Source organism: Priestia sp. MDV22-iso46 (genome assembly GCF_058629175.1).
In genome coordinates, this window is the sequence record NZ_JBZVWT010000001.1 from 805,275 (window position 1) to 828,176 (window position 22,902).

Here is a 22,902-nt window from a genome sequence, read left to right on the forward strand (position 1 = left end):
GCGGGTTTTTCTACGCAAAAAAACTTTCTCTTTCCCTTTCGATCCATCTGTCCATTTCCTGATCACTTTTTTCTACAAGTCTGTTAACGAGAATATCATGCCAAATATAGTTTTCAAGTAAATTAATGTTGACTGCGTTATTTGTATAGTAAGCCATTTCTTTATGACCATAAATCATTTCACTGCTGTCAACAGATATAATAAACCAGTTTTGATTCCCAATGTTTTCGGTATAGCTTGTATGACGGTGCCGGTCAAATTCCTCCATCGCTTCATCTTGTTCAAACACAATTCCTTTTAGTGTGACACTCTCCCTTAGCTGTAATAAAAGGGGCTTCAACTCATTATAAATATCGGGCCAAAGCGAGATGACAATTTTATTTTTTGCTTTTAACAATAGCGACTCACAAAAAGCAAGAATCGCTCTTTCCCCTTTCATCGTCAGAACCCGGCTTTCTTCTATAGACTCTGCAGCTTCAAGACGTTTAAGCGTTTCGCTAACGTCTTCATACGTTTCGTTCCATTTTTTCTGCAGCGAATGCAAAAAAGCATCGACGGGCAACGATGTGTACTGGGTGCCATCATTACTCTCTTCTTTTAACACCATGCCTTTTTCCTCTAGTGTTTGTAAAATATCGTATACACGCGCTCTTGGCACACCTGAATGTTTACTAATACTATAAGCAGTGGAAGATCCTTTTTTGACAAGCGTCACGTATACTTTTGATTCGTACTGATTAAATCCAAGCGACTGCAGCTGCTGAATAATATTTTCCATAAAGGAAACCTCCCTGTTTTTTAAGTTATTTGAAATTTTCATCATTTACATATTTACAACTGCTTTTTATATAGTTACTATTTAAGTAGTCACTATATATTATGACATGAGGAAGGTGCTTTATGGAAGAATTAAGTTTACAGATTGTTCTTTTGCTTTTACTATTTGGTTTTTTAGCTGCATTCATCGACTCTGTAGTTGGCGGAGGGGGTTTAATTTCAACGCCTGCCCTTTTATTTTTAGGCCTGCCTCCCGCTGCTGCCTTAGCTACAAATAAATTAGCCGGAACGATGGGCGTATTAACGAGTACCATTCGATTTGTTAAATCCGGAAAAGTCGATTTTCGCGTCGTAGGTAAATGGTTTCCTTTTGTATTTATTGGTTCTTTAGGAGGTTCAATCACCGTTCATTTTCTATCCTCTGCTTTTTTGAAACCTGTTATTTTGATTCTCCTTGTTTTAGTTGCTATTTATACAATCTTCAAAAAAAACTGGGGCACCACGTCCACGTATAAGCCGCTGTCTATTAAGAAACTTATTTTCTTTACTGCACTTATTTTTATTATTGGCTTTTACGATGGTTTTTTAGGAGCAGGCACAGGTTCATTTATTTTATTTGCTTTTTTATTTATGGGATTTGATTTCCTGCAGTCAGCAGGCAGTGCAAAATTTTTAAATTTCGGCAGTAACTTAGGTGCTTTGCTTGTGTTTTTATATTTCGATTCTGTTGTATTTTCTTACGGATTAATTATGGGGTTTGCGATGATCGTGGGTTCTTTTGTCGGGTCAAATGTCGCTCTATCAAAAGGCGTGACGTACGTCCGAACGCTTTTTATCCTTGTCACTTTAAGCCTTATTAGCAAAAACATATTCGATTATGTGAATCAGTACAAATAGATCAATGGTTTCTTTAGAACCATAACAATGAACTATATATCTATTAGATTAATAAAACCACCTCTTACTATTTTCTTATTTTTGGGTAAATGTGTAAAAAAACACTAAAATTGCTGTATACTGGTCCATGTTGTTTTACATAATTTAGAAATATTATACAGAGGTGAACATTTTGTTTAAGAAATTCAGGTTTTTATGGTTTATTCTGCTGATCTTTGCACTTATTTTTGTCAAAAATACGTTCTTTTCTTCTTCAGAGAACGCCGCTGAGACTCTAGCAACGTCAGATGTTCCACAAGCCGCAGATACTTTCAAAGATGGAAACAATCAGCAGGACGGAGTCATTATTCAAAAATATCGCAAACAGCTAGATGCAGCGCAGAAAAAAAGCGACGAAAAAGCTACTAAAGAAATACAAGAAAAAATTTATGAACACGGAAGACAAGCGGCACTAAACTTTTTACCGCGCAATAAATTTCAAAGAGCTTTTTCTCAGCCTTCTAAAAAATCGGCCGATGATATTTATAACTTTCTAATTGCCCAAGTGGGGTTTGGAGGATATGATTCTCTTTATCAAGAAGCAATAGCCGCAAAAAAAGAAGCAGCTTCTTCTACTGATGAATTAAATATGAGTGGCATTCAAGCTAAAACCGCTGCACTTACATACGGCACACTAGCACAAAGAGAGCATCTGCTTGTTACAAGTCTTGCCTATGACTTAAGCAGCGTAGGCGTCATTTCTTCCGATACAGCTAAAGATATTGATAAAAAAGCTACTCATATGCTAGAAGTTAGAAAAGAAGGAATAAATGCCGCGATGCAAAAATAGTTTTGCGAAGTGAAAAACAGCGGGTAAAACTGCTGTTTTTTTATTCTAATGTTCAGGTATTTCACTATTTTAATAGCCAATCATTTAATAACACTGGTTAAAGCTTTCATACAAGGATATAAAAATGGAGGTAATTTCTATGAAAGAAGCGATTGTTTATCAATACGATGCATTCAGCACGCGCCCTAATAAAGGAAATCCTGCAGGAATCGTGTTTAACGGAGATGATTTTTCAGCTGAAGAAATGGAGAAGATTGCTTATCAAGCACAGTTTAACGAAACGGCTTTTATCATGAAGTCTTCCCGCGCTGATTTACGAATTCGATACTTTACGCCCGGCCAAGAAGCAGATTTGTGCGGTCATGCAACCGTCGCTTCTCTTTATGCTTTACATAGTAAAAACAAACTTCCAAAAACTACATTTACAGTGGAAACAAATGCTGGAATTTTGCCGATGACTGTACAGAATAGAAACGGACAACCTGTTATCACCATGAGTCAAGCTTCTCCGCAGTTTCATCCGTTTTCGGGTTCAAAAGAAAAACTGGCAAAAGCTCTTAATCTTCATATTGATGACCTTGATCAAAGACTTCCTATTGTATATGGAAGTACGGGGAACTGGACGCTTATTGTACCTTTAAAAAATTTAGATGCCTGTAAAAAGATGAAGCCTAATCAAGAAGATTGCCCTCATATTTTAACAGATATGCCAAAAGCATCTATTCATCCCTTTTGTTTTGAAACGATTCACTCAGAAGCCCATATGCACGGAAGACATTTCTCTTCACCATTTTCAGGTACGGTAGAAGACGCCGTAACTGGAACAGCATCAGGCGTAATGGGCGCCTATTATGCGAGATATGTGGACCAGCAAGATAATGACCGCTGGCAATTTGTGATTGAGCAAGGACAGGAAATAGATAAAGATGGCTTCGTTCATGTAAAAATTACAAAAAAAGAGAATACGTATGGTGTGGTAATCGCAGGAGAAGCGGTCTATGTAACCAAGCAAATCGTTTCTCTTTCCTAATAAAAACGTGTCCGCCTATTTGGCGAACACGTTTTTTTGTTTAGTAAATAATAGCCTGTACGCTCATTATTGTAACGGTTAAAATAAGAATCACGTTCCCTATAATTAACCACGGCTTTGCGCTTCCTCTTCTACCTTTAATAGCCGTGATTAGTCCAGCAATGGGCAATAAAGCCATAACGATGACCCAAATTTTACGAAGAATGCTGGAATCCAAATAAAAACCAAACTGCATCATCGCAAATAACACGACTGTGATAAGGAAGAAAAGTGTAGGCACAGCTAAATGAATGCCTCTTGGTCTCATTGAGTAGTACACAACATCACTTTCTTTCTATGTAAAATCTTACGTAAAATAACGTTATCATTTACAAAGAGTTTTGACAACTTTTTGAAGGATTTTGTCAACAAATTTTAATAATCTAGAAGAAATTACTTCTCACCCAGCTGCCCTAAGACTGCCGGCAGTGCAGAAATAACGTCGCTTGCTAACATATCCATCATTGTATGCCCCTGATCGAGCAGCACATCCGCTGCTTTTCCGTGAACATATACCGCATTACTGATTGCTTCTTGAAGAGAATCATGCTGCATAATAAAAGCGAGGATGATCCCTGTTAACGTGTCACCCGTTCCTCCTTTCGCAAGTCCCGCGTTTCCAGTGGTATTTACGTATTGTTTTCCGTCAGGTGTTGTAACAATCGTGTTTGGACCTTTTAATACAAGGTACACACCATTTTCCACTGCGTATTGCCTAGATATTGAAAATCGATTTGCTTCTACTTCGGCGATTGTTGTGTCCACGAGCCTTGCCATTTCTCCCGGATGAGGTGTTAAAATCGTGGCGTGTTCTCTTTCTTTTACTTCTGTTTCTAAATGGGGAAGATGAAAAAGAGCATCGGCGTCCACCACTACAGAAACCGGCTGGTAAAGCACTTGTTCGACGACTTTCTTCGTTTCTTTCGTTCTCCCAAGCCCTGGTCCGACTGCAATGGCATCATACTTCGCTTCTTCTAAAGGTATCTCCCCTGCAAAAAAGCCATCTTTGCTTGGACATGGTTTATACATCACTTCCAGCATGTGACCAGCTGCAATCGCATGAATATCGCTCGGAAGCGCAAGCGTTAAAAGTCCCGCTCCGCTTGTGAGCGCTGCTTTTGACGTTAACATCGGCGCTCCGGGTGTTTGGATTGAACCTCCTATTACGATTCCTTTTCCGTGTGTACCTTTATTGGACGAAGCATTCCGAATAGGAAAAGATTGTTTAATATGCTGAGTTGACCATACCTCTTTAAAAGATGAACTTTTTTCAATTGCTAGCGGCGACATTCCAATATCTACCACAATCAATTCTCCATAACTTTCTTTGCTGGGGTATGTAAAAGCCGTGATTTTCGGCTGCTGAAGCGTAATCGTAGCATCTGCACGTACTGTAAGCTCTTGCTTCTGTTCCATTACTCCACTTGGGACATCGATGCTGTATATGTAAGCCTTAGAGTCGTTTATTTTTTTTATAATATCATCGTAAGGAGATTTGATGCTGCCTTTTACTCCTATCCCTAGTAGACAGTCAATAAGCACCGTATACTTTTTTACAGAGAAATTATCTCCCGCCGATTGCCACGTAAACCCGGCATTTTCATAGATGATCATTGCTTTTTTAGCCGCGCCTTTTATTTTTTCCCGTGCAGGAACTACCCAGACGTCAACTTCATAGCCTTTTGACTTCAAAGCACGGGCAATAACAAAGCCGTCTCCTCCATTGTTTCCCGTTCCTATAAGCAGCCCTATGTTTTCATGTTTTTCGATTCGCTCACTCAGCGCGTTTGCAGCAGCCTGTCCGGCATTTTCCATAAGGGACTCTTCACTCATCCCAATTGTATTCATCATATAATCATCTACTTGATACATCTCTTGATTCGTTACAATTCTCATTATGCTGCTCCTTACTGAAACGGAAATGGTTCATCTGTATTTACCGTTCCTTTTATTTTCGTTATAGTTAATTGTTCTCCTTTCATCCAATCTTCAAACGAGAAAATGAGAGGCTTTGCTTTTCGTCCAATCCCCACAATAACTTGCAGCGTCTCCGGTACATATGCTACTGTATGAAGCGTTCCAGCAGAATTCCGGTAATCTTCTTTAAAAATACCGTATTCATCTTCATTAAATAAAGAGAAAGCTTCAAGAGGCGATAGCTTTTTTTCAATATGATCTCGAATATGATCGAGCCTTTCCTTTGATTCTACCAAATGATGACGATTTTCTTCGACCAGCTGATTAAAATGGTTCGTACACCCCATCATCGTTCCTCTTTGTACCTGAACGCCTCGTCCAGATGCTTCGACTACTGCTCCCTGTCCGCTGCGGTCATAAATGGAATAATTGAACGCATGACGATGCGGTGCTCTTTCTAAAATAGCAATAGCCTCTTCTGTCGTTTCACATGTTTCTAAAATAAACCGAGCGAGCGTACAGCAAATAAATCCGTTCGTTTGACGGCGGCGATTAACAAAATGATAGCCAATTGCTAATCCTTTTTCATTCATTCCATCCATTCGCCCCACCATTCTCGTTCCAAATCCGACGCTTGCATATCCTTCATTTGGCTGAAAAAGCAAAAATCGACCTTCGTACGTTTTAGGATGATAATCGTAGTTTCGCACATACACGCCGTGCTGCATAAGAGCCGAACATCCCGTTTTTTTCCACTCTTGCTGATACCCGCTGTACTCATGAATAACGTCTTCAAGAGGCCAATCTAAGCCTTCTGCTAAGCCCACTAGCTCATCCCACAGTCCCGGAGCAAATAAGTCGTAATAATGACGAGCTTCTTTTGCTATCGTTTGATAGCTTCTTAATGAACGTTTTCTTCTTTTTTGATGATTTTCAAACAGCTTTGTTCCTTTATGTAATTTCCCTTGCATTTCACCAAGCTCTCGGTAAGAGCCTCGTCCTTGAATAACTTCTACCTGTATTTCTTTCACTTCTATCACTCCAATTTTCCAGTACCTTTATTGTGCAGCAAGCGCTCTATTCTTTGCAACTTTCTCCTTTCATAGAACTCTCTTCCTTTGAATACAGTTATAAAGAAACAGGTCGAAAGATTGAAAAGCATTATCATAAGAGGTGATCATATTGCTAAAGGAAGTTCAGCTAGAGATTCAGCGAAGAATCGCCTATCTGCGCCCAACACAAAAAAATGACGGGTCATTTCGCTACTGTTTTGAAACAGGCGTTATGCCTGATGCGTTTTTAATTATGCTTCTTCGCACCTTTGATTTAGATAAAGAAGGGTTGATTAAACAATTAACCGAACGGATCGTTTCCCTTCAAAATGAAGATGGTCTTTGGACGTTGTTTGATGATGAAGAACATAACTTATCCGCCACTATTCAAGCTTATACAGCTCTTTTATATTCAGGGTATTACCAAAAAAACGACCGGATTTTGCGAAAAGCAGAAAGATATATTATAGATTCGGGAGGCATTTCGCGCGCTCATTTTCTTACAAGATGGATGCTTTCTGTTAACGGTTTATACGAGTGGCCAAAGCTATTTTACCTCCCGCTTTCTCTTTTGCTCGTGCCTACCTATGTACCGCTTAACTTTTATGAATTAAGCACCTATGCCAGAATTCACTTCGTTCCGATGATGGTAGCAGGAAACAAAAAATTTTCACTTACTTCTAGGCATACACCTTCTCTTTCTCATTTAGATGTAAGAGAACAGAATCAGGAATCGGAGGAAACTACTCAAGAATCACGCGCTTCTATTTTTGTAGTCGACCATTTAAAACAGCTGGCTTCTTTACCTTCTTACATCCACAAGCTTGGTTATCAAGCAGCGGAGCGTTACATGCTAGAAAGAATTGAAAAAGACGGAACACTCTACAGCTACGCCACCTCTACTTTTTTTATGATTTACGGTCTTTTGGCTCTTGGCTATAAAAAAGATTCATTTGTGATCCAAAAAGCAATTGACGGTATTTGTTCACTACTTAGTACATGCAGCGGCCACGTGCACGTAGAAAACTCCACGTCAACCGTTTGGGATACCGCGCTGCTATCTTACGCTCTACAGGAAGCAGGTGTACCGCAGCAAGATCCTATGATTAAAGGCTCAACTCGCTACTTAAAGAAAAGACAGCATACAAAGCTTGGAGATTGGCAGTTTCATAACCCAAATACAGCACCTGGAGGCTGGGGGTTTTCCGATATTAATACGAATAACCCTGACTTAGACGATACGTCTGCTGCTATCAGAGCTCTTTCTAGAAGAGCACAAACCGATACAGATTATTTGGAGTCTTGGCAAAGAGGCATTAACTGGCTGCTGTCCATGCAAAACAAAGACGGGGGTTTTGCTGCATTTGAAAAAAATACTGACTCTATTTTATTTACTTATCTCCCGCTTGAAAATGCAAAAGATGCAGCGACGGATCCGGCTACTGCCGATTTAACCGGTCGAGTGCTTGAGTGCCTCGGAAACTTTGCTGGTATGAATAAATCCCACCCTTCGATTAAAGCTGCAGTAAAATGGCTGTTTGATCATCAATTGGATAACGGGAGCTGGTACGGCCGGTGGGGAGTTTGCTACATTTACGGAACGTGGGCCGCTATTACAGGACTTCGTGCTGTAGGGGTTTCTGCTTCTGATCCGCGTATCATCAAAGCTATCAACTGGCTCAAAAGCATTCAACAAGAAGACGGTGGATTCGGAGAATCATGCTATAGCGCTTCTTTAAAAAAATATGTGCCACTATCGTTTAGCACCCCTTCTCAAACGGCTTGGGCTCTCGATGCTTTAATGACAATATGTCCATTAAAAGATCGAGCCGTTGAAAAAGGAATTAAATTTTTACTGAATCCAAATCTTACAGAGCAGCAAACTCATTACCCCACGGGAATTGGTCTTCCTGGACAATTTTATATTCAGTACCACAGCTACAATGATATTTTCCCTCTTCTTGCACTTGCTCACTACGCAAAAAAACATTCTTCGTAAAGAGGCTGGGAGAAAAGTAGTTTAGCTGAAGGAAGATCCGAACGATGAATCGAGATTCTTGCTTGAGAATCCAACTCGTTCGGATTTTTTCATTTGTAGAATGAACGTAGGCTTCATGTATGTAGAGCAGTTAATGGAAAGCCAAGGCTTGCACGGAAGTCAACCGCGGTGTAACAAGCACTCCATACTAGCGTACCGATCCCATTTGTTTTAAGATTCGATGGACATAGTTATGTCTGAATTTCTTTTATACATAAAAGCAGGTTTTTTAGGAGACAAGTGGAATACCTTTTTAAATGTTAGAAAAGAAAGGATGCATCAAATGAATAATGTTTCACCACTTTTAAAAGGAAAAAACGTGATACTAAGAAAACCAAAAGACAGCGATGTAAATGACTATCTAGCATGCAAACAAACAAAAGAACTTATTCGCATGTACGGAGGCGATACCCGAAACTTAAAATCTCTTACATTACAAGATGCCAAGCGGCACGTCGAGTACATAAAGTCTCAAAAGCTGAATTGGTGTATTGAATATGAGCAGCGTTTTGTTGGAGAAGCACGGCTGACCGTTAACGAGCACGACCGGCGCGCACGGTATGCAATTGGTTTATTTGATTCTTCCGTCTGGAATCAAGGGCTAGGCACCGAAGTTACAAAATTGGTACTTGCGTACGCATTTGAACACCTTCACTTGCACAGAGTCGATTTACGAGTGCTCGAATACAACCATAGAGCCATTGCTTGTTATGAAAAATGCGGTTTTGTAAAAGAAGGAATAGAGCGTGAAGGTGCTTTTATTGAAGAAGCATTTCAGACAGATCTTATCATGAGTATACTCGAACAAGAATATTATCAGCTGTAGAAAAGAGAATCAGCTGTCGTCATCCTACTTCTTTAAAAGTTCGTATAGCCCAAGCCTTTTGTGAATAAAGTAACATAACGATATAATCAAAGGAGCCAACGATGACAGCTTATGATTCCTCTTCTTTTGTATTTGTAACCATTGATAAACATGACATTGCTGCTTTTTTACTAATTGATATTATTTGCAGCACCACTATTTATGTAGCATGTAAACATTATCTCCACAATGAGCTTGTTTCCATTGCAAGCAGCGCTCTTTTTCCCATGGTATGTAAGAAGGTTTCTCGACGCTAGCTCAGCTTTTTACCGGTTCTTTTAATGACAGCCAAGTGCGTTCCTTCTGCTGCTGAATCTCTACGGAGTGATTAAAAAATTTAGAAAGATGCGGCTCAGTGAGCTGGTCTTTCGTTTTTCCAGAAGAAAACACTTCTCCTTGGCGCATACAAAGCGTATGGGTAAAGCACGGCAAAATTTCTTCTACATGGTGAGTAACATAAATAAGCGTAGGCGCTTTTGGCTGCTCTGCCATTTTTGCAATCAGCTGAAGAAGCTGTTCTCGGGCCATTATATCTAGTCCTGTACATGGCTCATCAAGTATTAAAAGCTTTGGTGAAGCCATAAGAGCTCGGGCAATTAGCACTCGCTGGCGCTCTCCTTGAGAAAGTGTTCCGTACGCCTGATTTTGTAAATCTTCGCAATTTAGCAGCTTCATTAATTCTATAGCTTGGTTCATATCTTTTTGCTCCACTTGTTCATACAAACCAATAGATGCAAATTTGCCGCTTAAAATCATTTCTAAAACCGTATCGTCATCTTGAAACCGCTGCTGAAGCGAAGAACTTACCCACCCGATTTCTTTTCTGAGCTCAGACAGATTTGTTTCTCCAAATTTCCTTGAGAGAACTTCTACTTGGCCTTTTGTAGGCCAGATATATCCGTTGATTATATTTAAAAGCGTCGTTTTTCCGGAACCATTTAACCCAAGCAAACACCAATGTTCCCCTTTTTTCACTAACCACGACACGTTTTTTAAAATTTCTTTTTCTGCTCGTTTTACCGAAACGTTCTTAATTTTGATCATGCTAACACTCCTATACTCTCATTTTTCATTATATATACTATAAAAGAATAATGATTTGTCCCATTTGTTAACTTGCTTTTCTTTTTTCATGCCAATTCTTTCAGCCACTTTAATCGATGGGTAATTGTCAGGATCTATCAATGATGTAATTTTCTGAAATTTCAGCGTATGAAGTCCATAATCTAAGCAAGCTTTTGCTGCTTCACTCGCATAGCCCTTCCCCCAGCGGCTGCGTAAGAATAAATAACCAAGTTCTGGATCTACCTTTCCGTCTACTTTTTGAAGAACCATGCCGCACTGCCCTAGAAACTCTCCTTTCTGTTTATCCTCAGCGATCCACATGCTAATGCCGTACGTTTGATAATGCTGCTTCATCCATTGAATCCAGCGGCGTGTGTCTTGTTCGCTTTTAGTAGAAGAATAATACTTCATTGCTTCAGCATCCTCAAAGATTTTCAGTAAATTTTCTGCATCGCTTTCGGCCATGGCTCGCAACGTCATTCGTTCTGTCTCAATAATCGTATGAATCCTCTCCTTTCTTACATTCCAACATCTACTATCTTTATTATCCGCTACTATTTTCTTTTCGTAAAGTTTTCCTTTTTTTATTTAAATGAACGAGAAAAAACGCACCAAAAAAGGCTGCTACACACAGCCCTTTAATCTGGATCACACGTTTTCCCGTACCGTAATACGTTATATATAGCACGTCCATCACTTGCAGATGTCTCTGTATATTGAATTGGCAGCAGTGAGAAAATAACATAATAGACTGAAAAATAAACAAATTGATAGCAAAATATATCTTCAGGCAGAATATTAGCCATAATTAATCCATTTATTATAAAAATAGTAAGCACATTAAACAGTACACCACCCGCATACACCACTGCATGAGAAATGCGACTGTCATTCTTAAGATTTTCATATTTACAAAACGAGTCTAAAAAATAGACTGACTTAATTTTAAACTTCCCCATTTTAAGAATCGTTTTCCCTCGCCCAATAGTAAAATCGACCTTCCCTCCGAAAATAATTGCCATGACGGAATGCCCCAGCTGATGAACAAATGATACAAGTGGCAATACAAGACAGAATGACCACACAAACTTTGGAAGATCATTTAACCCAAACACGTTTATCCCTCCTTTTTGTTTCTTCTCTCTACTTTTCCTCCCCGTTTTCACTTAAAACTACATTTAATTTCTTTTTTAAAACTCATACGGAATAACTAGCATACACTTCATGTCTTATGACCTAGATAAACCCTGATGTATGTAGCTTATGAAAAATACATTTTTCGAAAAATAGTTGGCGTAACGTTTTCCTGTTCTTTGAAACGCTTGATAAAGTAGCTTGGATGTTCATACCCTACTTGTCTTGCTATATCTTGTACAGAGATTTGGTTGTTTTTAAGCAGCAGTTTCTTTGCTTTTTGAATCCGCACGCGCGTTACGTATTCAAATGGCCGGATGCCAAGAGATTGTTGAAAAAGCAAACACGTATACTGCTCCGTTACGTTGAGCTGCTGCGCCAGTACTTCTAGCGTTAACGGCTGATGATAATATTCCTCGATATAACGAAGGACTGGGTTTAGCTGAGTAATTTGCTGCAGGCGACTTTTGCTTTCTATATATACGCTGTCTTGGCGAAGTTTTAAAATGACGCTATATAGTAGTTCAGAGCACTGCATGGTGCTAGAGGTATGATTTTCTTCTAACCGATCCATTAGTTCTTGAAGCATCCTGTAAAGACTTTCAGCATTTGTAAGGACGATTTTTCCCGAATTAATAAATTGAAGAGAAAGCATGATATCATCAATCACACTTCCGTTAAAAGAAACCCAGCATACTTGCCATTCGCTCGTAACGGGATAGTATTCGTGCGGAACGTGCGGCGTCAGAAACATCCCTTCATTTTCTTTTATAATATAAACCTCATCATTTACACGAAGCTCGCCTCTTCCTTTTATGCATTGAATCCATTGATAATCAGGAAACTCTCCCTGACGCTTAATATGCTTTTGGTGTCTCCAGCTTCCAGCGCTTGTAACATAGAATGGCAGTTTCATATCTTCATCTGAAAGAGCCGGAAAGTACATACGGTCCACATTACTTCCCCCTTTTTATGTGAATATAGTTATATTACCATGAAAATAATTAGATTGATAAGGTTTTCAGAAAACGTTATCATTTTCATATAAACTAATAACCTAGTACTTTAGAAATGAGGGATCGACGTGTTAAAAACCGGCAAGAAATTTCATTATACAGCACCTGCAAACGGATACCCTGAATGGAATAACAACCCTGAAATTTTTCAATTGAACCGTTCAAAAGCACACGCTTTACTTATGCCTTATCAAACGGTCGAAGAGGCCTTAAAAAATGATAGAAAATCTTCTGTTTACTATCAAAGCTTAAATGGCAGCTGGTATTTTCATTTTGCTGAAAATGCAGATGCCCGCGTCAAAAACTTTTTCGCACCTGAGTTTTCATATGAGAAATGGGACTCTATTTCAGTTCCTTCACATTGGCAGCTGCAAGGATATGACTATCCTCAATATACAAACGTGACATACCCTTGGGTTGAAAATGAAGAGCTCGAACCTCCTTTTGCACCGACTAGATATAACCCTGTCGGTCAGTACATCCGTACTTTTACACCTAAACCAGAATGGAAAGATCAGCCGGTGTACGTCAGCTTCCAAGGCGTCGAATCTGCTTTTTACGTATGGATTAACGGTGAGTTTGTTGGATACAGCGAAGACAGCTTTACTCCAGCTGAATTTGATATAACTTCTTACCTTCAAGAAGGTGAAAATACGATAGCAGTAGAAGTATATCGCTGGAGTGATGCAAGCTGGCTTGAAGACCAAGATTTTTGGCGAATGAGCGGCATCTTCCGAGATGTGTATCTCTATTCTACTCCACCAGTTCACATCTATGACTTTAGCGTTCGTTCGTCGCTTGATAACAACTACCAAGATGGTGAACTTATCGTTTCAGCTGATATCTTAAACTACTTTGAGCACGATACTCAAGATCTAACATTTGAAGCCACGCTGTATGACGCGAATGGCCAAGAAGTACTACAAGCTCCGCTGCAAATAAATTTAAGTGTGAGCGATCAACGTACAGTCTCCTTGCGTACACACATTAAAAGCCCTGAAAAATGGAGTGCAGAAAGCCCTCATTTGTATACGCTTGTACTCAGCTTAAAGAATTCTGCTGGTTCTATTATTGAAACAGAAAGCTGTAAAGTCGGCTTCCGTACATTTGAACTAAAGAACGGTCTTATGACAATCAACGGCAAACGTATTGTACTTCGAGGAGTGAATCGCCACGAATTTGATTCAGTAAAAGGCCGGGCAGGCATCACGCGCGAAGACATCCTTCACGACATTTTGCTGATGAAACAGCATAATATTAACGCCGTGCGTACATCCCATTATCCTAACGATTCAGTATGGTATGAACTGTGTGATGAATACGGACTGTACGTTATTGATGAAACCAATTTAGAAACGCACGGAACGTGGACTTATTTACAAGAAGGTGAGCAAAAAGCCGTTCCAGGAAGCAAGCCAGAATGGAAAGAAAACGTATTGGATCGCTGTCGTTCGATGTACGAACGTGACAAAAACCACCCTTCTATCATTATTTGGTCGCTTGGAAACGAATCATTTGGCGGAGAAAACTTTCACCATATGTATACCTTTTTTAAAGAAAAAGATTCCACACGACTTGTTCATTACGAAGGAATCTTCCATCATCGCGACTATGATGCTTCAGATATAGAAAGCACGATGTACGTTAAGCCAGCAGATGTAGAGCGCTATGCATTAATGAATCCGAAAAAACCTTACATCTTATGTGAATACAGTCATGCAATGGGCAATTCATGCGGGAATTTATACAAATACTGGGAGATTTTCGATCAATATCCGATCTTGCAAGGCGGTTTTATATGGGACTGGAAAGATCAAGCTCTTCAAACAACAGCAGAAGACGGTACTTCTTACTTAGCTTACGGGGGAGATTTTGGTGATACGCCTAACGATGGTAACTTCTGCGGAAACGGCTTAATCTTTGCTGATGGGACAGCTAGCCCTAAAATTGCAGAAGTAAAAAAATGCTATCAGCCCGTAAAGTGGACAGCAGTCGACGCTGCTAAAGGAAAGTTTTCCGTTCAAAACAAACACTTGTTTACAAACTTGAACGCCTATGATTTTGTTTGGACTGTTGAAAAAAACGGTGAACTCGTTGAAAAGCATGCGTCTCTTTTAAATGTAGCTCCTGATGGTACAGAAGAACTGACGCTTTCTTATCCTCTTTATGAGCAAGAAAATGAAACTGATGAATTTGTTTTAACTCTTTCTCTCAGATTGTCCAAAGATACAGCTTGGGCTTCAGCTGGATATGAAGTGGCATACGAACAGTTTGTACTGCCTGCCAAAACCGCTGTACCTTCAGTAAAAGCTGCTCATCCTGCTTTAACCGTTGACCAAAATGAACAAACGCTTACGGTTACAGGAACTAACTTCACGGCTATTTTTGATAAGCGAAAAGGACAGTTTATTTCTTACAACTATGAGCACACCGAGCTGCTTGCGTCGGGTTTCCGTCCGAATTTTTGGCGTGCAGTAACCGATAATGACCTCGGTAATAAACTGCATGAAAGATGTCAAACGTGGCGTCAAGCAAGCTTAGAGCAGCATGTGCAAAACATAAGTGTGCAGCCGCAAATTGACTTTGTTATCATTTCGGTTGAACTAGCTTTAGACAACTCTCTTGCTTCTTGCTATGTAACGTATACGCTATATAACGATGGTGAAATGAAGATTGAACAATCTTTAGCACCTTCTGAGACAATGCCTGAAATTCCTGAAATCGGCATGCTGTTTACGATGAATGCGGCTTTTGATTCTTTAACGTGGTATGGAAGAGGACCTCATGAAAATTATTGGGACCGTAAAACTGGCGCTAAGCTGGCCCTTCATAAAGGCAGTGTAAAAGAGCAAGTTACACCGTATTTACGCCCTCAAGAATGCGGAAATAAAACGGACGTTCGATGGGCCACTATTACAAACGATCAAGGACGGGGCTTTTTGATAAAAGGTTTGCCAACAGTCGAGCTGAACGCTTTACCTTACTCACCTTTTGAACTGGAGGCTTACGATCATTTTTACAAATTGCCGTCAAGCGATTCAGTAACCGTGCGGGTTAACTACAAGCAAATGGGCGTTGGCGGAGACGACAGCTGGGGAGCTAAAACACATCCTGATTACACACTATATGCTAACCGCTCGTATACAAACACGTTTACATTAAAACCTCTATAAAAGTAAAAAGGACTTTCAAATGAAAGTCCTTTTTACTTATGACGTCACCTCTGGCTTTCGCTGAGAAAGTAAAAATACCGTAGCGATAATAAGAATCGTACCTAACCACTCCGTCCATCCAAAGGTCACATGAAGCCATAGAACAGAGAGCGCCGCTGCTGATAAAGGCTCTGCTGACGCAAGAACAATGGCTTCAGAAGCGCTAATATGCTTCAAACTTTCCAAATAGCAATAAAATGCAATAAGCGTTCCAAAGATGACTACAAATAACACCGCACACAGCGACAATAGCGACCACTCACCTGCTATATGCCACGGCGGGTGAATAAATGAAAAACTTACTCCACCTATCACCATTCCCCAGCCTACTACTTCAATTGAGCTCCATTTCGCAAGAAGGCGTTTAGGCTGAAGCGTATAAAAAGCAGACGTCACAGCTGCCCCAATCCCCCAAAACAACGCCCATCCTGTAATAGACAGCTCGTTAAAATTTCCGCTTGTTGCAAGAAAAAATGTCCCCGTTATGACGAGCGCAACAGAAATCATTTCTACTTTCACCGGCCACTTTCTTGCTTGCACAGCTAAATAGCCAATAATAAATATTGGCGACGTATATTGAAGCACTGTAGCTGTAGCAGCGTTTCCTGCTTCAATAGCTGCAAAATATGTATACTGCACGCCGAGCATACCGATTACACCAAACAAAAGCAGCGAAGTCCTCTCTTCTTTTGTTTTCCAAATTGCAAAAATATTGCGCTGCTTAGAGGCTATTGCCAAAAGCAGCAATCCGGATACTAACATACGAACGACGACCAGCCATTCTGCGTTAAAACTTTTATGCTGAAATAAATATTGAGCCACCGTGCCAGATACTCCCCACATTGTGGCACCAATGATTACAAGCAGCAGCCCCCATGCTCTTCTAGATGACGTTTGAACTCCTTCCACTTGCCATTCCTTCTCTCTTTTTCATATATATTTAACTTACCTCGCTCCTCTTTAACGGTCAATAGCAAAAAAAGTCGAAGCAATATGCTTCGACTTTTTTAAATGCTTTTATGAAGTAATTTCTTCAGTAAAGGAAATAGCACATCGGGAAGTTCTTCGATGTTTGGTACTAGAATACTATATTTCCCGTACATATTTTGAATGGTTTTCTTTTGTCCTTCATCAATTTCTCCGTTGGATAAAAAGACGTTGATGACTTCAATTCCGTGCTTGCGTGCTTCTAATACCGCTTCGTGCGTATCTACAATACCATTTTGTTCATATCCCATAGCGGCTGGTTCACCATCTGAAAACACAAGTAAAAACTTCTGCTGTTCAGAACGCTGAAGCAAACGGCGTGTCATATGGCGAATAGCAAATCCATCACGGTTGTCTTCTTCAGGCTCAAGCTGCATAATTTCAGGACCGCTTTTACGCTTTAACGATGCTTGAAAGTCCATAACCGTCTGCAGGTAGTTAGGCTGGCTCGTTTCGGTGGCATCATTTGTATCTTCCCAAAACCCTACAATTTGATGAGGCACCATAACAGACTTTAACGCTTCATGAAATAGCGTAATCCCAAGCTTCGTTTCATCCATTTTGTCGTACATCGATGCGGAACAGTCAACTAAAAGAGAAAAGACGGCATCAATTTGCGCAGAATCTTCATCTTTTTTATAAAACAAACGAGGATTGTCGTCTGTCCATAGTTTTAGAAGCTTTTTATTCAATCGGCCAAAGTGCAGCTCGCTTCTAGGAAGCGTTTTTTTATGTTCAAGCGTTTTTTCAATCATTTGCTTTAATTTCTTTTGATACGATGCAATAATTTTTTTATTCTCATCATACTGAACAACGTGATCGTCGTTCGGAAGTTTAGAATCTATAAAAACAGCATAGGCATGCTTATTTTCTTTCCCATACTCATAATCCGCTTCCCCGTCTTTTTCCGGATGCGTTTGCTCCATGGCTTCGATTTGAGAATAATCGTTGCGCGATGTTTTTTGAGAAGACCCTTGCACCATGCCCATTGCTTGATCTCCATCGTCGCCTTCACGAACACCATCGCCTAGCATGTCTGTTTTTGAGCCTTGATCCATATCAAACTGTAGAAAACTTTGCGTCGCTTCGCTTGTCTCTCGATGCCACATTTCCATTTTCTCTTCGTGAATGTCTTCATCCCCGTCTTTTTCATGCTCTAAAATATCATCGTTCACTAATGAATCTTTGCGCTTTAAATCTTCAAATGTTAACCCTTCTTCTAACTGATCATACTGGAGTTCAGCCAAGAAGAAATAGGTATTAAGCATATCTTTTTCAATAATATCATCAAAAACATCTACAAGTTCAAGACAGATGCGCGATACATCTTTTGTTGTTTTAGCTTCATATACATTTGTTAGCTGTCTGCGAATAAAAGGCATCGCTAAATTAATCGATTCACTCATTGAAGGAATTTCTTCAAATGGATTTTCGGCCGTCAATAGCAAGTAGATGCCGTTAAAAAGTGCATCCGTATACACGCTTTTTGTTAAATTTGCGCTCATTTGTGTAGCAAAATATTTTCTATAGAGCTGTCTTCTGACGGCGAAGGCTTTTTTCGTTCCAGAACGTTCGCGTTTGCATACTTCTTCTAAACGAATATCTTCAAACAGCATAAACAGCTGCTTAGCTAAGCTAGGTACCGAGGTTTTATTTATTTTCTTTAAATATGCATTAATTTCTTTGAAGTTTGAATGCTTATAGCTTCCAATACTTCTTAAAAATACATCACTTTTTAAGCCGTACACTTTGTCTTGTTCTGGACGGTTATCCCAAAAGTGACTGAGATAAATAATGCCGTGTACAGGATCATAATAAGACGAAACGCGATACTCTACTTCAATTTCATCATTTTTTGTTAATGTTTTCGTTAAATCTGCCAGCTCCATATAGAGAAAGGAATCTACATTTTTGTCGTTAAATTTAATAAATCGCATAGCGCCACTCCTTACTCAAATAATGTTTCAGCAATATTTTGAATGGCGGCTTTTTCCCTTTCATCTTCTAGCTTTTCAATAATACCGCGTTTAATCGCGCGAAGAGGCGGCATATAAAGAGCTAAATCACACGTATCGATAAGCGCACGAATAGACGCAGCTTCTTCTGATACATGGCCGCTTTGAACTTGAGTAATTAAATCTGCAGAGAGCGTGACAAATTTATCAATTAATTTTTCGTCTTTTAACTGAGACTGAGACATCAAAACTTGCTTTAAGCTGCCTCCTTGAATATACGGAACTTCAATAACAACAAAACGATTTTTTAATGCTTCGTTTAATGGAACAGTACCAACATACCCCTCATTAATAGCCGCTACTACGCCGAACGTTTGCTGACCGCGTACTACATCTCCAGTGAATGGGTTCGTAATCATTTTCCGGTAATCAAGAACCCCGTTTAAAATAGGAAGCGTTTCAGGTTTAGCCATGTTAATTTCATCAATATATAATAAATGGCCTTTTTTCATTGCCTGAATAACAGGTCCTTCCACAAACTCAATACCTGTTTTCCCTTCTTGTTCAGCAATTGTTTTAAAACCAAGCAGCGCTTCTGCATCTAAGTCAACCGAGCAGTTAACGCTATGCATCGGCTGAGAAAATAAATGCGACAGCGTTTCAGCCAGCTTTGTTTTACCTGAACCTGTTGGCCCCTTTAAAAGTACATTTTTCCCTAGTGACAAGGCAATAATGGCATCTTCTAAAATATCTGCTTCTTCTGCTGTATAGCCGCCTTTTCCAATTAATAGCTGATCAGCATCGGACAAATTTTCATATTTACGATTCGCTAAAAGCGAAAGAACCTCTTGCGGTAATGATAATTGTGATAGTTGAATTGACATAACAAAAATCCTTTCTTTCTGCATACTTTCTATAGTTTACTAAAAAACATTGTTCATCTCAAAGAATTGCTTTACCTACGCTTTTCTCTAAGGTTTCCGATAGAAAAATCGCAGCCTTTAAACATATATTCAGTAAAAAAAAGTAGGTTATTCACCTACTTTTTTACGATTTTATAATTTTTATGATTAACAACTGTTTTCATGGATTCGCCCGTTTCAGCATCTTTCCCAAAATCTACGATAACCGAATTGTCTCGCACTACCATAACAATTCCTTTAAATCCTTTATAGTCGCCTTTTTTTGGCTGAATCGTATCGCCAACTTTAGCTGCTTTGACTTTAGGTGCTTGTTCTTCTGTACCTTGTGTATTTTCTACGTCCATCATGACCCCACCTTTTCCAATTTACCGTGTTTTTTATAAGTGAAAACACAATTTAATTTACTTTTTGTTGAAAATACTTAGTTCATTTTCCCACAAACATCCATGGTTAAACAACATGTGTTTGTCCATTTTTATTTTGCAAACAAACGCTGTATTTTTTATTATGTATGTAGCTGTTTTTTGTAAGAGCACATCCTTGTTCTATCATAACATTTTCTGTTTCCTTCGAACACCAATTACCCTTTAGTTTTTTAAAAAAATGACAAATTACACGGAATTATGTCGAATTTCATATGGTTTTCTTTTTAGTATGATAAGCTATATATCGTATTTTAAGCATCTTTTATCTATTACATACGATTTTTAATAAAAAAACCGAAACTTTTATCCACAAATTGCGTTGATTAAATGAAAGGGGGAGAAAATGGCACAACAGCATAACTTTGAACACATTTATAAACAGCACATGCATGATTTGCTGCGCTATCTTCTCTCTCTTACTCGCAGAAAAGAATCAGCGGAAGATTTAATGCAGGAGACCTTTTACCGGGCACTTTTACACTTAGAAACATATAAAGGCGAGGAAGTGAAGCCTTGGCTGTTCAAAATTGCTTATCACGCCTTTATTGACTGGTATCGAAAAGAAAAAAAACGCCCTACTGTCGAAATAGAAGAATGGCACTTTACTCCTCAGCCAAGTGCTGAAGAACAAGTGATGATTCAAAGTGAAATCGACGGCTGGCTTTCTGATGTATCTGCTTTGCCTCCGGCTAAGCAGAATATTGTACTGCTACGAGATTATCACGGCTTCACATATGAAGAGATTGCAGAAATGACTGGCTTTACTCTGTCAAAAGTGAAAATGGACTTGTATCGTGGTCGTCAACAATTGAAAAAAAGAAAGGAAGAGGACGGATGAGCTGTCAAGATATGAAGCATCAATGGGAAAAATATAAAAACGGCACTTTGACAGACAAAGAAGCAGAAACACTTGAAGAACATACGGAAAATTGTGAAGCATGCTCAGCTCATTTGGAGCACTTGCTAACCGAAGATGAACCGTTATCGCCAACTGCATCAGCTACTTCATTAAGTGACGATACGATGTTGGATAATAAAAAAGTTAAAAAGTCCATTTATATCGCCAAATGGAAGCAGCGCCTTTCAAATGTGACAACTGTCATTGGCTCTGTCGTTCTGCTATGGATAATCGGCAGCTTTTTATCTATTGTATATTATCATCAATCAAAAACCGAATACATAAACAGCGTGAATCAAGCGGCTATCGAATCTGCTTTTCCGAACGTTCATATACGTGAAACCACTTCTGATACACAGTCCTTTTTCCGCATGCAGTCGCAAATGGAAGCTTATAAGCAAATTGGACGTGAAGAGCAGGCCATTGGGACGTTTACATTTCATCAGCTGTTTGATAAAACAAGCGGTGTAGAAAAAGAATTTCCTGGCGGCAAATACGATCTTAACCTTTCTTTTGTCTATCCTGATCCAAAAAAACTAAAGCAACATACAAAAGAGTATAAGGAATGGACGAATGAAACATGGAAAGCATTAGAAAATCTACCAAAAGGAACGGTAAGCGAAGTGGCTATTTCTTTTGATGATACATACTCGCTAAAAGAAGTTCAGCAAAAAATGAACGCCATCGACAGCCGTGATTTTTCTACCTCTTGGTACGCGCTTAATACAGGGCACGAACAAAAAACAAGTACAAAAGACGAGCCATTAATTGACTTAACATCAACATTTGGCTTTCCAGAGTTTCTAGACTTACCTTACGAACACAAAGGAAATCAAACCCACTCTACTAGCAAGTCGAACGTTTTAAATATGATGAAACTATTAGCTGATAATGAAGAAACGGTCCAAAAAGTTCGTCAGCTAGACCATTCGGATCTGTTGCTAAAGCAGCGATATTCTTATGTAAAAAAACATGGCGTCGGTGTGTACGGCGTTGTGATTACAGGGCCTACAAAAAAGCTTCTGAAATTAAAAAATGATCCGTCGATCACATATGCGTCACTTGGAGATGTAGAGCTATGGAATTGGTTCAGTCGTCCCTCATCAGGTACCTTAATGAATCAGTAGAGGCTGAGACAAAAGTATAGCAATGGAAGAAAAATCCGAACGATGAATCAAGACTCTTGATGGAGAATCAAATTCGTTCGGATTTTTTTATGGATAGGGTGAACGTAGGTTTCATATATGCAGTTATTTCGTTACGTCCCGGCCTCTTTTTTATTCATTCGTTAATTCTTCAAACCTTTTTACCGCTTCGCTTTTATCAAATGAACTAAACCATCGATAGTCTTGGTCATCTAAAACGCGATAGTGCTGACTAATCATATTTTGCTGCAGACGAAAAGAGCCTTCTTTTTGAATTTCTTTCCACCATACTCTTCCTCCGAGCGTTCTATCTTTTGGAGAAGATACGCCGTTATGAGCAATGATTTCTACTACTTCTAAAGGAACGTCTCCTAAAACCGATTGAAGGATTTCACTGTCACCAAACAAACCGCATACTGCAACAGTGGTCGTCCACCCTGCTTCCGTGCGCCCTTTTTCAATTTGAACCAATGTTTTTTTGGAAATACCAATGACTTCAGCCATTCTGTCTTGTGAATAGTTTCTTTCTAAACGAATTAATCGTATTTTATCTGATACTGATTTAATTACTTCTTGTTTATTCATTTTCACAGCCCTTTCTTTCTATACACGTACATTTCTTTAGTGTAATATTACACCTAATTAAAGAAGAGTTTCAAGCGTTTCCCTTCGTCACAAGACGGGGAAATATACTGAAA

The 22,902-nt window shown here is 39.3% G+C and carries 22 protein-coding genes; 9 read left to right on the top strand and 13 right to left on the bottom strand.

The window, feature by feature from the left end:
* Window positions 1–10: 10 nt before the first annotated feature.
* Window positions 11–778, bottom strand: coding sequence for a TrmB family transcriptional regulator (locus AC4NPH_RS04230; RefSeq protein ID WP_098196438.1), 768 nt, complete (start codon window positions 776–778; stop codon window positions 11–13).
* Between the two features lie 122 nt (window positions 779–900).
* Here AC4NPH_RS04230 and AC4NPH_RS04235 point away from each other — a divergent pair, with 122 nt between their 5' ends.
* The 3 genes from AC4NPH_RS04235 to AC4NPH_RS04245 all read left to right on the top strand — a co-directional run bounded on the left by AC4NPH_RS04235 (window position 901) and on the right by AC4NPH_RS04245 (window position 3,533).
* A complete protein-coding gene (locus AC4NPH_RS04235) occupies window positions 901–1,674 on the top strand; it encodes a sulfite exporter TauE/SafE family protein (protein ID WP_013056888.1) in 774 nt (257 codons plus the stop codon).
* A 163-nt stretch (window positions 1,675–1,837) separates the two neighbouring features.
* Window positions 1,838–2,503 carry a hypothetical protein gene (locus tag AC4NPH_RS04240; RefSeq protein ID WP_240530756.1) on the top strand — a complete coding sequence of 222 codons (666 nt, stop codon included), beginning with the start codon at window positions 1,838–1,840 and terminating at the stop codon, window positions 2,501–2,503.
* A gap of 139 nt (window positions 2,504–2,642) precedes the next feature.
* The gene (locus tag AC4NPH_RS04245) at window positions 2,643–3,533 is read left to right on the top strand and encodes a PhzF family phenazine biosynthesis isomerase (protein WP_491938601.1); all 891 of its coding nucleotides are present in this window, start codon (window positions 2,643–2,645) and stop codon (window positions 3,531–3,533) included.
* Window positions 3,534–3,573: 40 nt separating this feature from the next.
* On the opposite strand, the gene AC4NPH_RS04250 is transcribed toward AC4NPH_RS04245, so the two are convergent.
* The 3 genes from AC4NPH_RS04250 to AC4NPH_RS04260 form a co-directional block, all read right to left on the bottom strand.
* Window positions 3,574–3,852 (bottom strand): hypothetical protein, encoded by a 279-nt coding sequence (locus tag AC4NPH_RS04250; RefSeq protein ID WP_223268911.1) that lies wholly within the window; start codon window positions 3,850–3,852, stop codon window positions 3,574–3,576.
* 113 nt (window positions 3,853–3,965) lie between these two features.
* Complete coding sequence (locus AC4NPH_RS04255; protein WP_098196435.1) at window positions 3,966–5,468, bottom strand: NAD(P)H-hydrate dehydratase; 1,503 nt, start codon at window positions 5,466–5,468, stop codon at window positions 3,966–3,968.
* A gap of 11 nt (window positions 5,469–5,479) precedes the next feature.
* On the bottom strand, window positions 5,480–6,520 hold the full coding sequence (locus AC4NPH_RS04260; protein ID WP_098196434.1) for a C45 family autoproteolytic acyltransferase/hydrolase: 1,041 nt from the start codon (window positions 6,518–6,520) through the stop codon (window positions 5,480–5,482).
* 142 nt (window positions 6,521–6,662) lie between these two features.
* Here AC4NPH_RS04260 and AC4NPH_RS04265 point away from each other — a divergent pair, with 142 nt between their 5' ends.
* From AC4NPH_RS04265 to AC4NPH_RS04275, 3 genes are all read left to right on the top strand, one after another.
* Entirely contained in the window at window positions 6,663–8,540 is a 1,878-nt protein-coding gene (locus AC4NPH_RS04265) for a terpene cyclase/mutase family protein (RefSeq protein ID WP_098196433.1), read from the top strand.
* A gap of 322 nt (window positions 8,541–8,862) precedes the next feature.
* The gene (locus AC4NPH_RS04270) at window positions 8,863–9,405 is read left to right on the top strand and encodes a GNAT family N-acetyltransferase (protein WP_098196700.1); all 543 of its coding nucleotides are present in this window, start codon (window positions 8,863–8,865) and stop codon (window positions 9,403–9,405) included.
* Window positions 9,406–9,506: 101 nt separating this feature from the next.
* Window positions 9,507–9,701, top strand: a complete 195-nt coding sequence (locus tag AC4NPH_RS04275; RefSeq protein ID WP_013056879.1) for a hypothetical protein — start codon at window positions 9,507–9,509, stop codon at window positions 9,699–9,701.
* Between the two features lies 1 nt (window position 9,702).
* Here AC4NPH_RS04275 and AC4NPH_RS04280 read toward each other — a convergent pair whose 3' ends face one another.
* From AC4NPH_RS04280 to AC4NPH_RS04295, 4 genes are all read right to left on the bottom strand, one after another.
* A complete protein-coding gene (locus AC4NPH_RS04280; protein WP_013056878.1) occupies window positions 9,703–10,488 on the bottom strand; it encodes an ABC transporter ATP-binding protein in 786 nt (261 codons plus the stop codon).
* Window positions 10,489–10,506: 18 nt separating this feature from the next.
* Complete coding sequence (locus tag AC4NPH_RS04285) at window positions 10,507–10,989, bottom strand: GNAT family N-acetyltransferase (RefSeq protein ID WP_013056877.1); 483 nt, start codon at window positions 10,987–10,989, stop codon at window positions 10,507–10,509.
* Window positions 10,990–11,147: 158 nt separating this feature from the next.
* Window positions 11,148–11,624, bottom strand: coding sequence for a site-2 protease family protein (locus tag AC4NPH_RS04290; RefSeq protein ID WP_013056875.1), 477 nt, complete (start codon window positions 11,622–11,624; stop codon window positions 11,148–11,150).
* A 146-nt stretch (window positions 11,625–11,770) separates the two neighbouring features.
* Window positions 11,771–12,589 carry an AraC family transcriptional regulator gene (locus AC4NPH_RS04295; RefSeq protein WP_155660429.1) on the bottom strand — a complete coding sequence of 273 codons (819 nt, stop codon included), beginning with the start codon at window positions 12,587–12,589 and terminating at the stop codon, window positions 11,771–11,773.
* A 138-nt stretch (window positions 12,590–12,727) separates the two neighbouring features.
* Between AC4NPH_RS04295 and lacZ the strand changes: the two genes are divergently transcribed.
* Window positions 12,728–15,832, top strand: a complete 3,105-nt coding sequence (gene lacZ / locus AC4NPH_RS04300) for a beta-galactosidase, LacZ type (RefSeq protein WP_098196432.1) — start codon at window positions 12,728–12,730, stop codon at window positions 15,830–15,832.
* Between the two features lie 36 nt (window positions 15,833–15,868).
* Here the strand turns inward: lacZ and AC4NPH_RS04305 are convergent, their stop codons facing one another.
* The 4 genes from AC4NPH_RS04305 to AC4NPH_RS04320 form a co-directional block, all read right to left on the bottom strand.
* Window positions 15,869–16,780 carry an EamA family transporter gene (locus AC4NPH_RS04305; RefSeq protein ID WP_013056872.1) on the bottom strand — a complete coding sequence of 304 codons (912 nt, stop codon included), beginning with the start codon at window positions 16,778–16,780 and terminating at the stop codon, window positions 15,869–15,871.
* A 98-nt stretch (window positions 16,781–16,878) separates the two neighbouring features.
* Window positions 16,879–18,795: a vWA domain-containing protein gene (locus AC4NPH_RS04310; protein WP_013056871.1), complete on the bottom strand. Its 1,917-nt coding sequence runs from the start codon at window positions 18,793–18,795 to the stop codon at window positions 16,879–16,881.
* A gap of 11 nt (window positions 18,796–18,806) precedes the next feature.
* Entirely contained in the window at window positions 18,807–19,721 is a 915-nt protein-coding gene (locus tag AC4NPH_RS04315) for an ATP-binding protein (protein WP_013056870.1), read from the bottom strand.
* A 131-nt stretch (window positions 19,722–19,852) separates the two neighbouring features.
* Window positions 19,853–20,083, bottom strand: a complete 231-nt coding sequence (locus AC4NPH_RS04320) for a YkvS family protein (protein ID WP_013056869.1) — start codon at window positions 20,081–20,083, stop codon at window positions 19,853–19,855.
* A 421-nt stretch (window positions 20,084–20,504) separates the two neighbouring features.
* Here AC4NPH_RS04320 and AC4NPH_RS04325 point away from each other — a divergent pair, with 421 nt between their 5' ends.
* On the top strand, window positions 20,505–20,999 hold the full coding sequence (locus AC4NPH_RS04325) for an RNA polymerase sigma factor (RefSeq protein ID WP_013056868.1): 495 nt from the start codon (window positions 20,505–20,507) through the stop codon (window positions 20,997–20,999).
* Complete coding sequence (locus AC4NPH_RS04330; protein WP_098196431.1) at window positions 20,996–22,186, top strand: anti-sigma factor; 1,191 nt, start codon at window positions 20,996–20,998, stop codon at window positions 22,184–22,186. Before AC4NPH_RS04325 ends, AC4NPH_RS04330 begins: the two co-directional genes overlap by 4 nt.
* A 150-nt stretch (window positions 22,187–22,336) precedes the next feature.
* Here the strand turns inward: AC4NPH_RS04330 and AC4NPH_RS04335 are convergent, their stop codons facing one another.
* On the bottom strand, window positions 22,337–22,789 hold the full coding sequence (locus tag AC4NPH_RS04335) for a helix-turn-helix transcriptional regulator (protein WP_057273096.1): 453 nt from the start codon (window positions 22,787–22,789) through the stop codon (window positions 22,337–22,339).
* Window positions 22,790–22,902 lie beyond the last annotated feature (113 nt).

Coding starts and splice junctions, on each gene's coding strand:
- AC4NPH_RS04230 (WP_098196438.1), bottom strand. CDS start 778: ATGGAAAATATTATTCAGCAGCTGCAGTCGCTTGGATTTAATCAGTAC.
- AC4NPH_RS04235 (WP_013056888.1), top strand. CDS start 901: ATGGAAGAATTAAGTTTACAGATTGTTCTTTTGCTTTTACTATTTGGT.
- AC4NPH_RS04245 (WP_491938601.1), top strand. CDS start 2,643: ATGAAAGAAGCGATTGTTTATCAATACGATGCATTCAGCACGCGCCCT.
- AC4NPH_RS04255 (WP_098196435.1), bottom strand. CDS start 5,468: ATGAGAATTGTAACGAATCAAGAGATGTATCAAGTAGATGATTATATG.
- AC4NPH_RS04270 (WP_098196700.1), top strand. CDS start 8,863: ATGAATAATGTTTCACCACTTTTAAAAGGAAAAAACGTGATACTAAGA.
- AC4NPH_RS04275 (WP_013056879.1), top strand. CDS start 9,507: ATGACAGCTTATGATTCCTCTTCTTTTGTATTTGTAACCATTGATAAA.
- AC4NPH_RS04280 (WP_013056878.1), bottom strand. CDS start 10,488: ATGATCAAAATTAAGAACGTTTCGGTAAAACGAGCAGAAAAAGAAATT.
- AC4NPH_RS04285 (WP_013056877.1), bottom strand. CDS start 10,989: ATGACGTTGCGAGCCATGGCCGAAAGCGATGCAGAAAATTTACTGAAA.
- AC4NPH_RS04295 (WP_155660429.1), bottom strand. CDS start 12,589: ATGTACTTTCCGGCTCTTTCAGATGAAGATATGAAACTGCCATTCTAT.
- AC4NPH_RS04310 (WP_013056871.1), bottom strand. CDS start 18,795: ATGCGATTTATTAAATTTAACGACAAAAATGTAGATTCCTTTCTCTAT.
- AC4NPH_RS04315 (WP_013056870.1), bottom strand. CDS start 19,721: ATGCAGAAAGAAAGGATTTTTGTTATGTCAATTCAACTATCACAATTA.
- AC4NPH_RS04320 (WP_013056869.1), bottom strand. CDS start 20,083: ATGATGGACGTAGAAAATACACAAGGTACAGAAGAACAAGCACCTAAA.
- AC4NPH_RS04325 (WP_013056868.1), top strand. CDS start 20,505: ATGGCACAACAGCATAACTTTGAACACATTTATAAACAGCACATGCAT.
- AC4NPH_RS04330 (WP_098196431.1), top strand. CDS start 20,996: ATGAGCTGTCAAGATATGAAGCATCAATGGGAAAAATATAAAAACGGC.
- AC4NPH_RS04335 (WP_057273096.1), bottom strand. CDS start 22,789: ATGAATAAACAAGAAGTAATTAAATCAGTATCAGATAAAATACGATTA.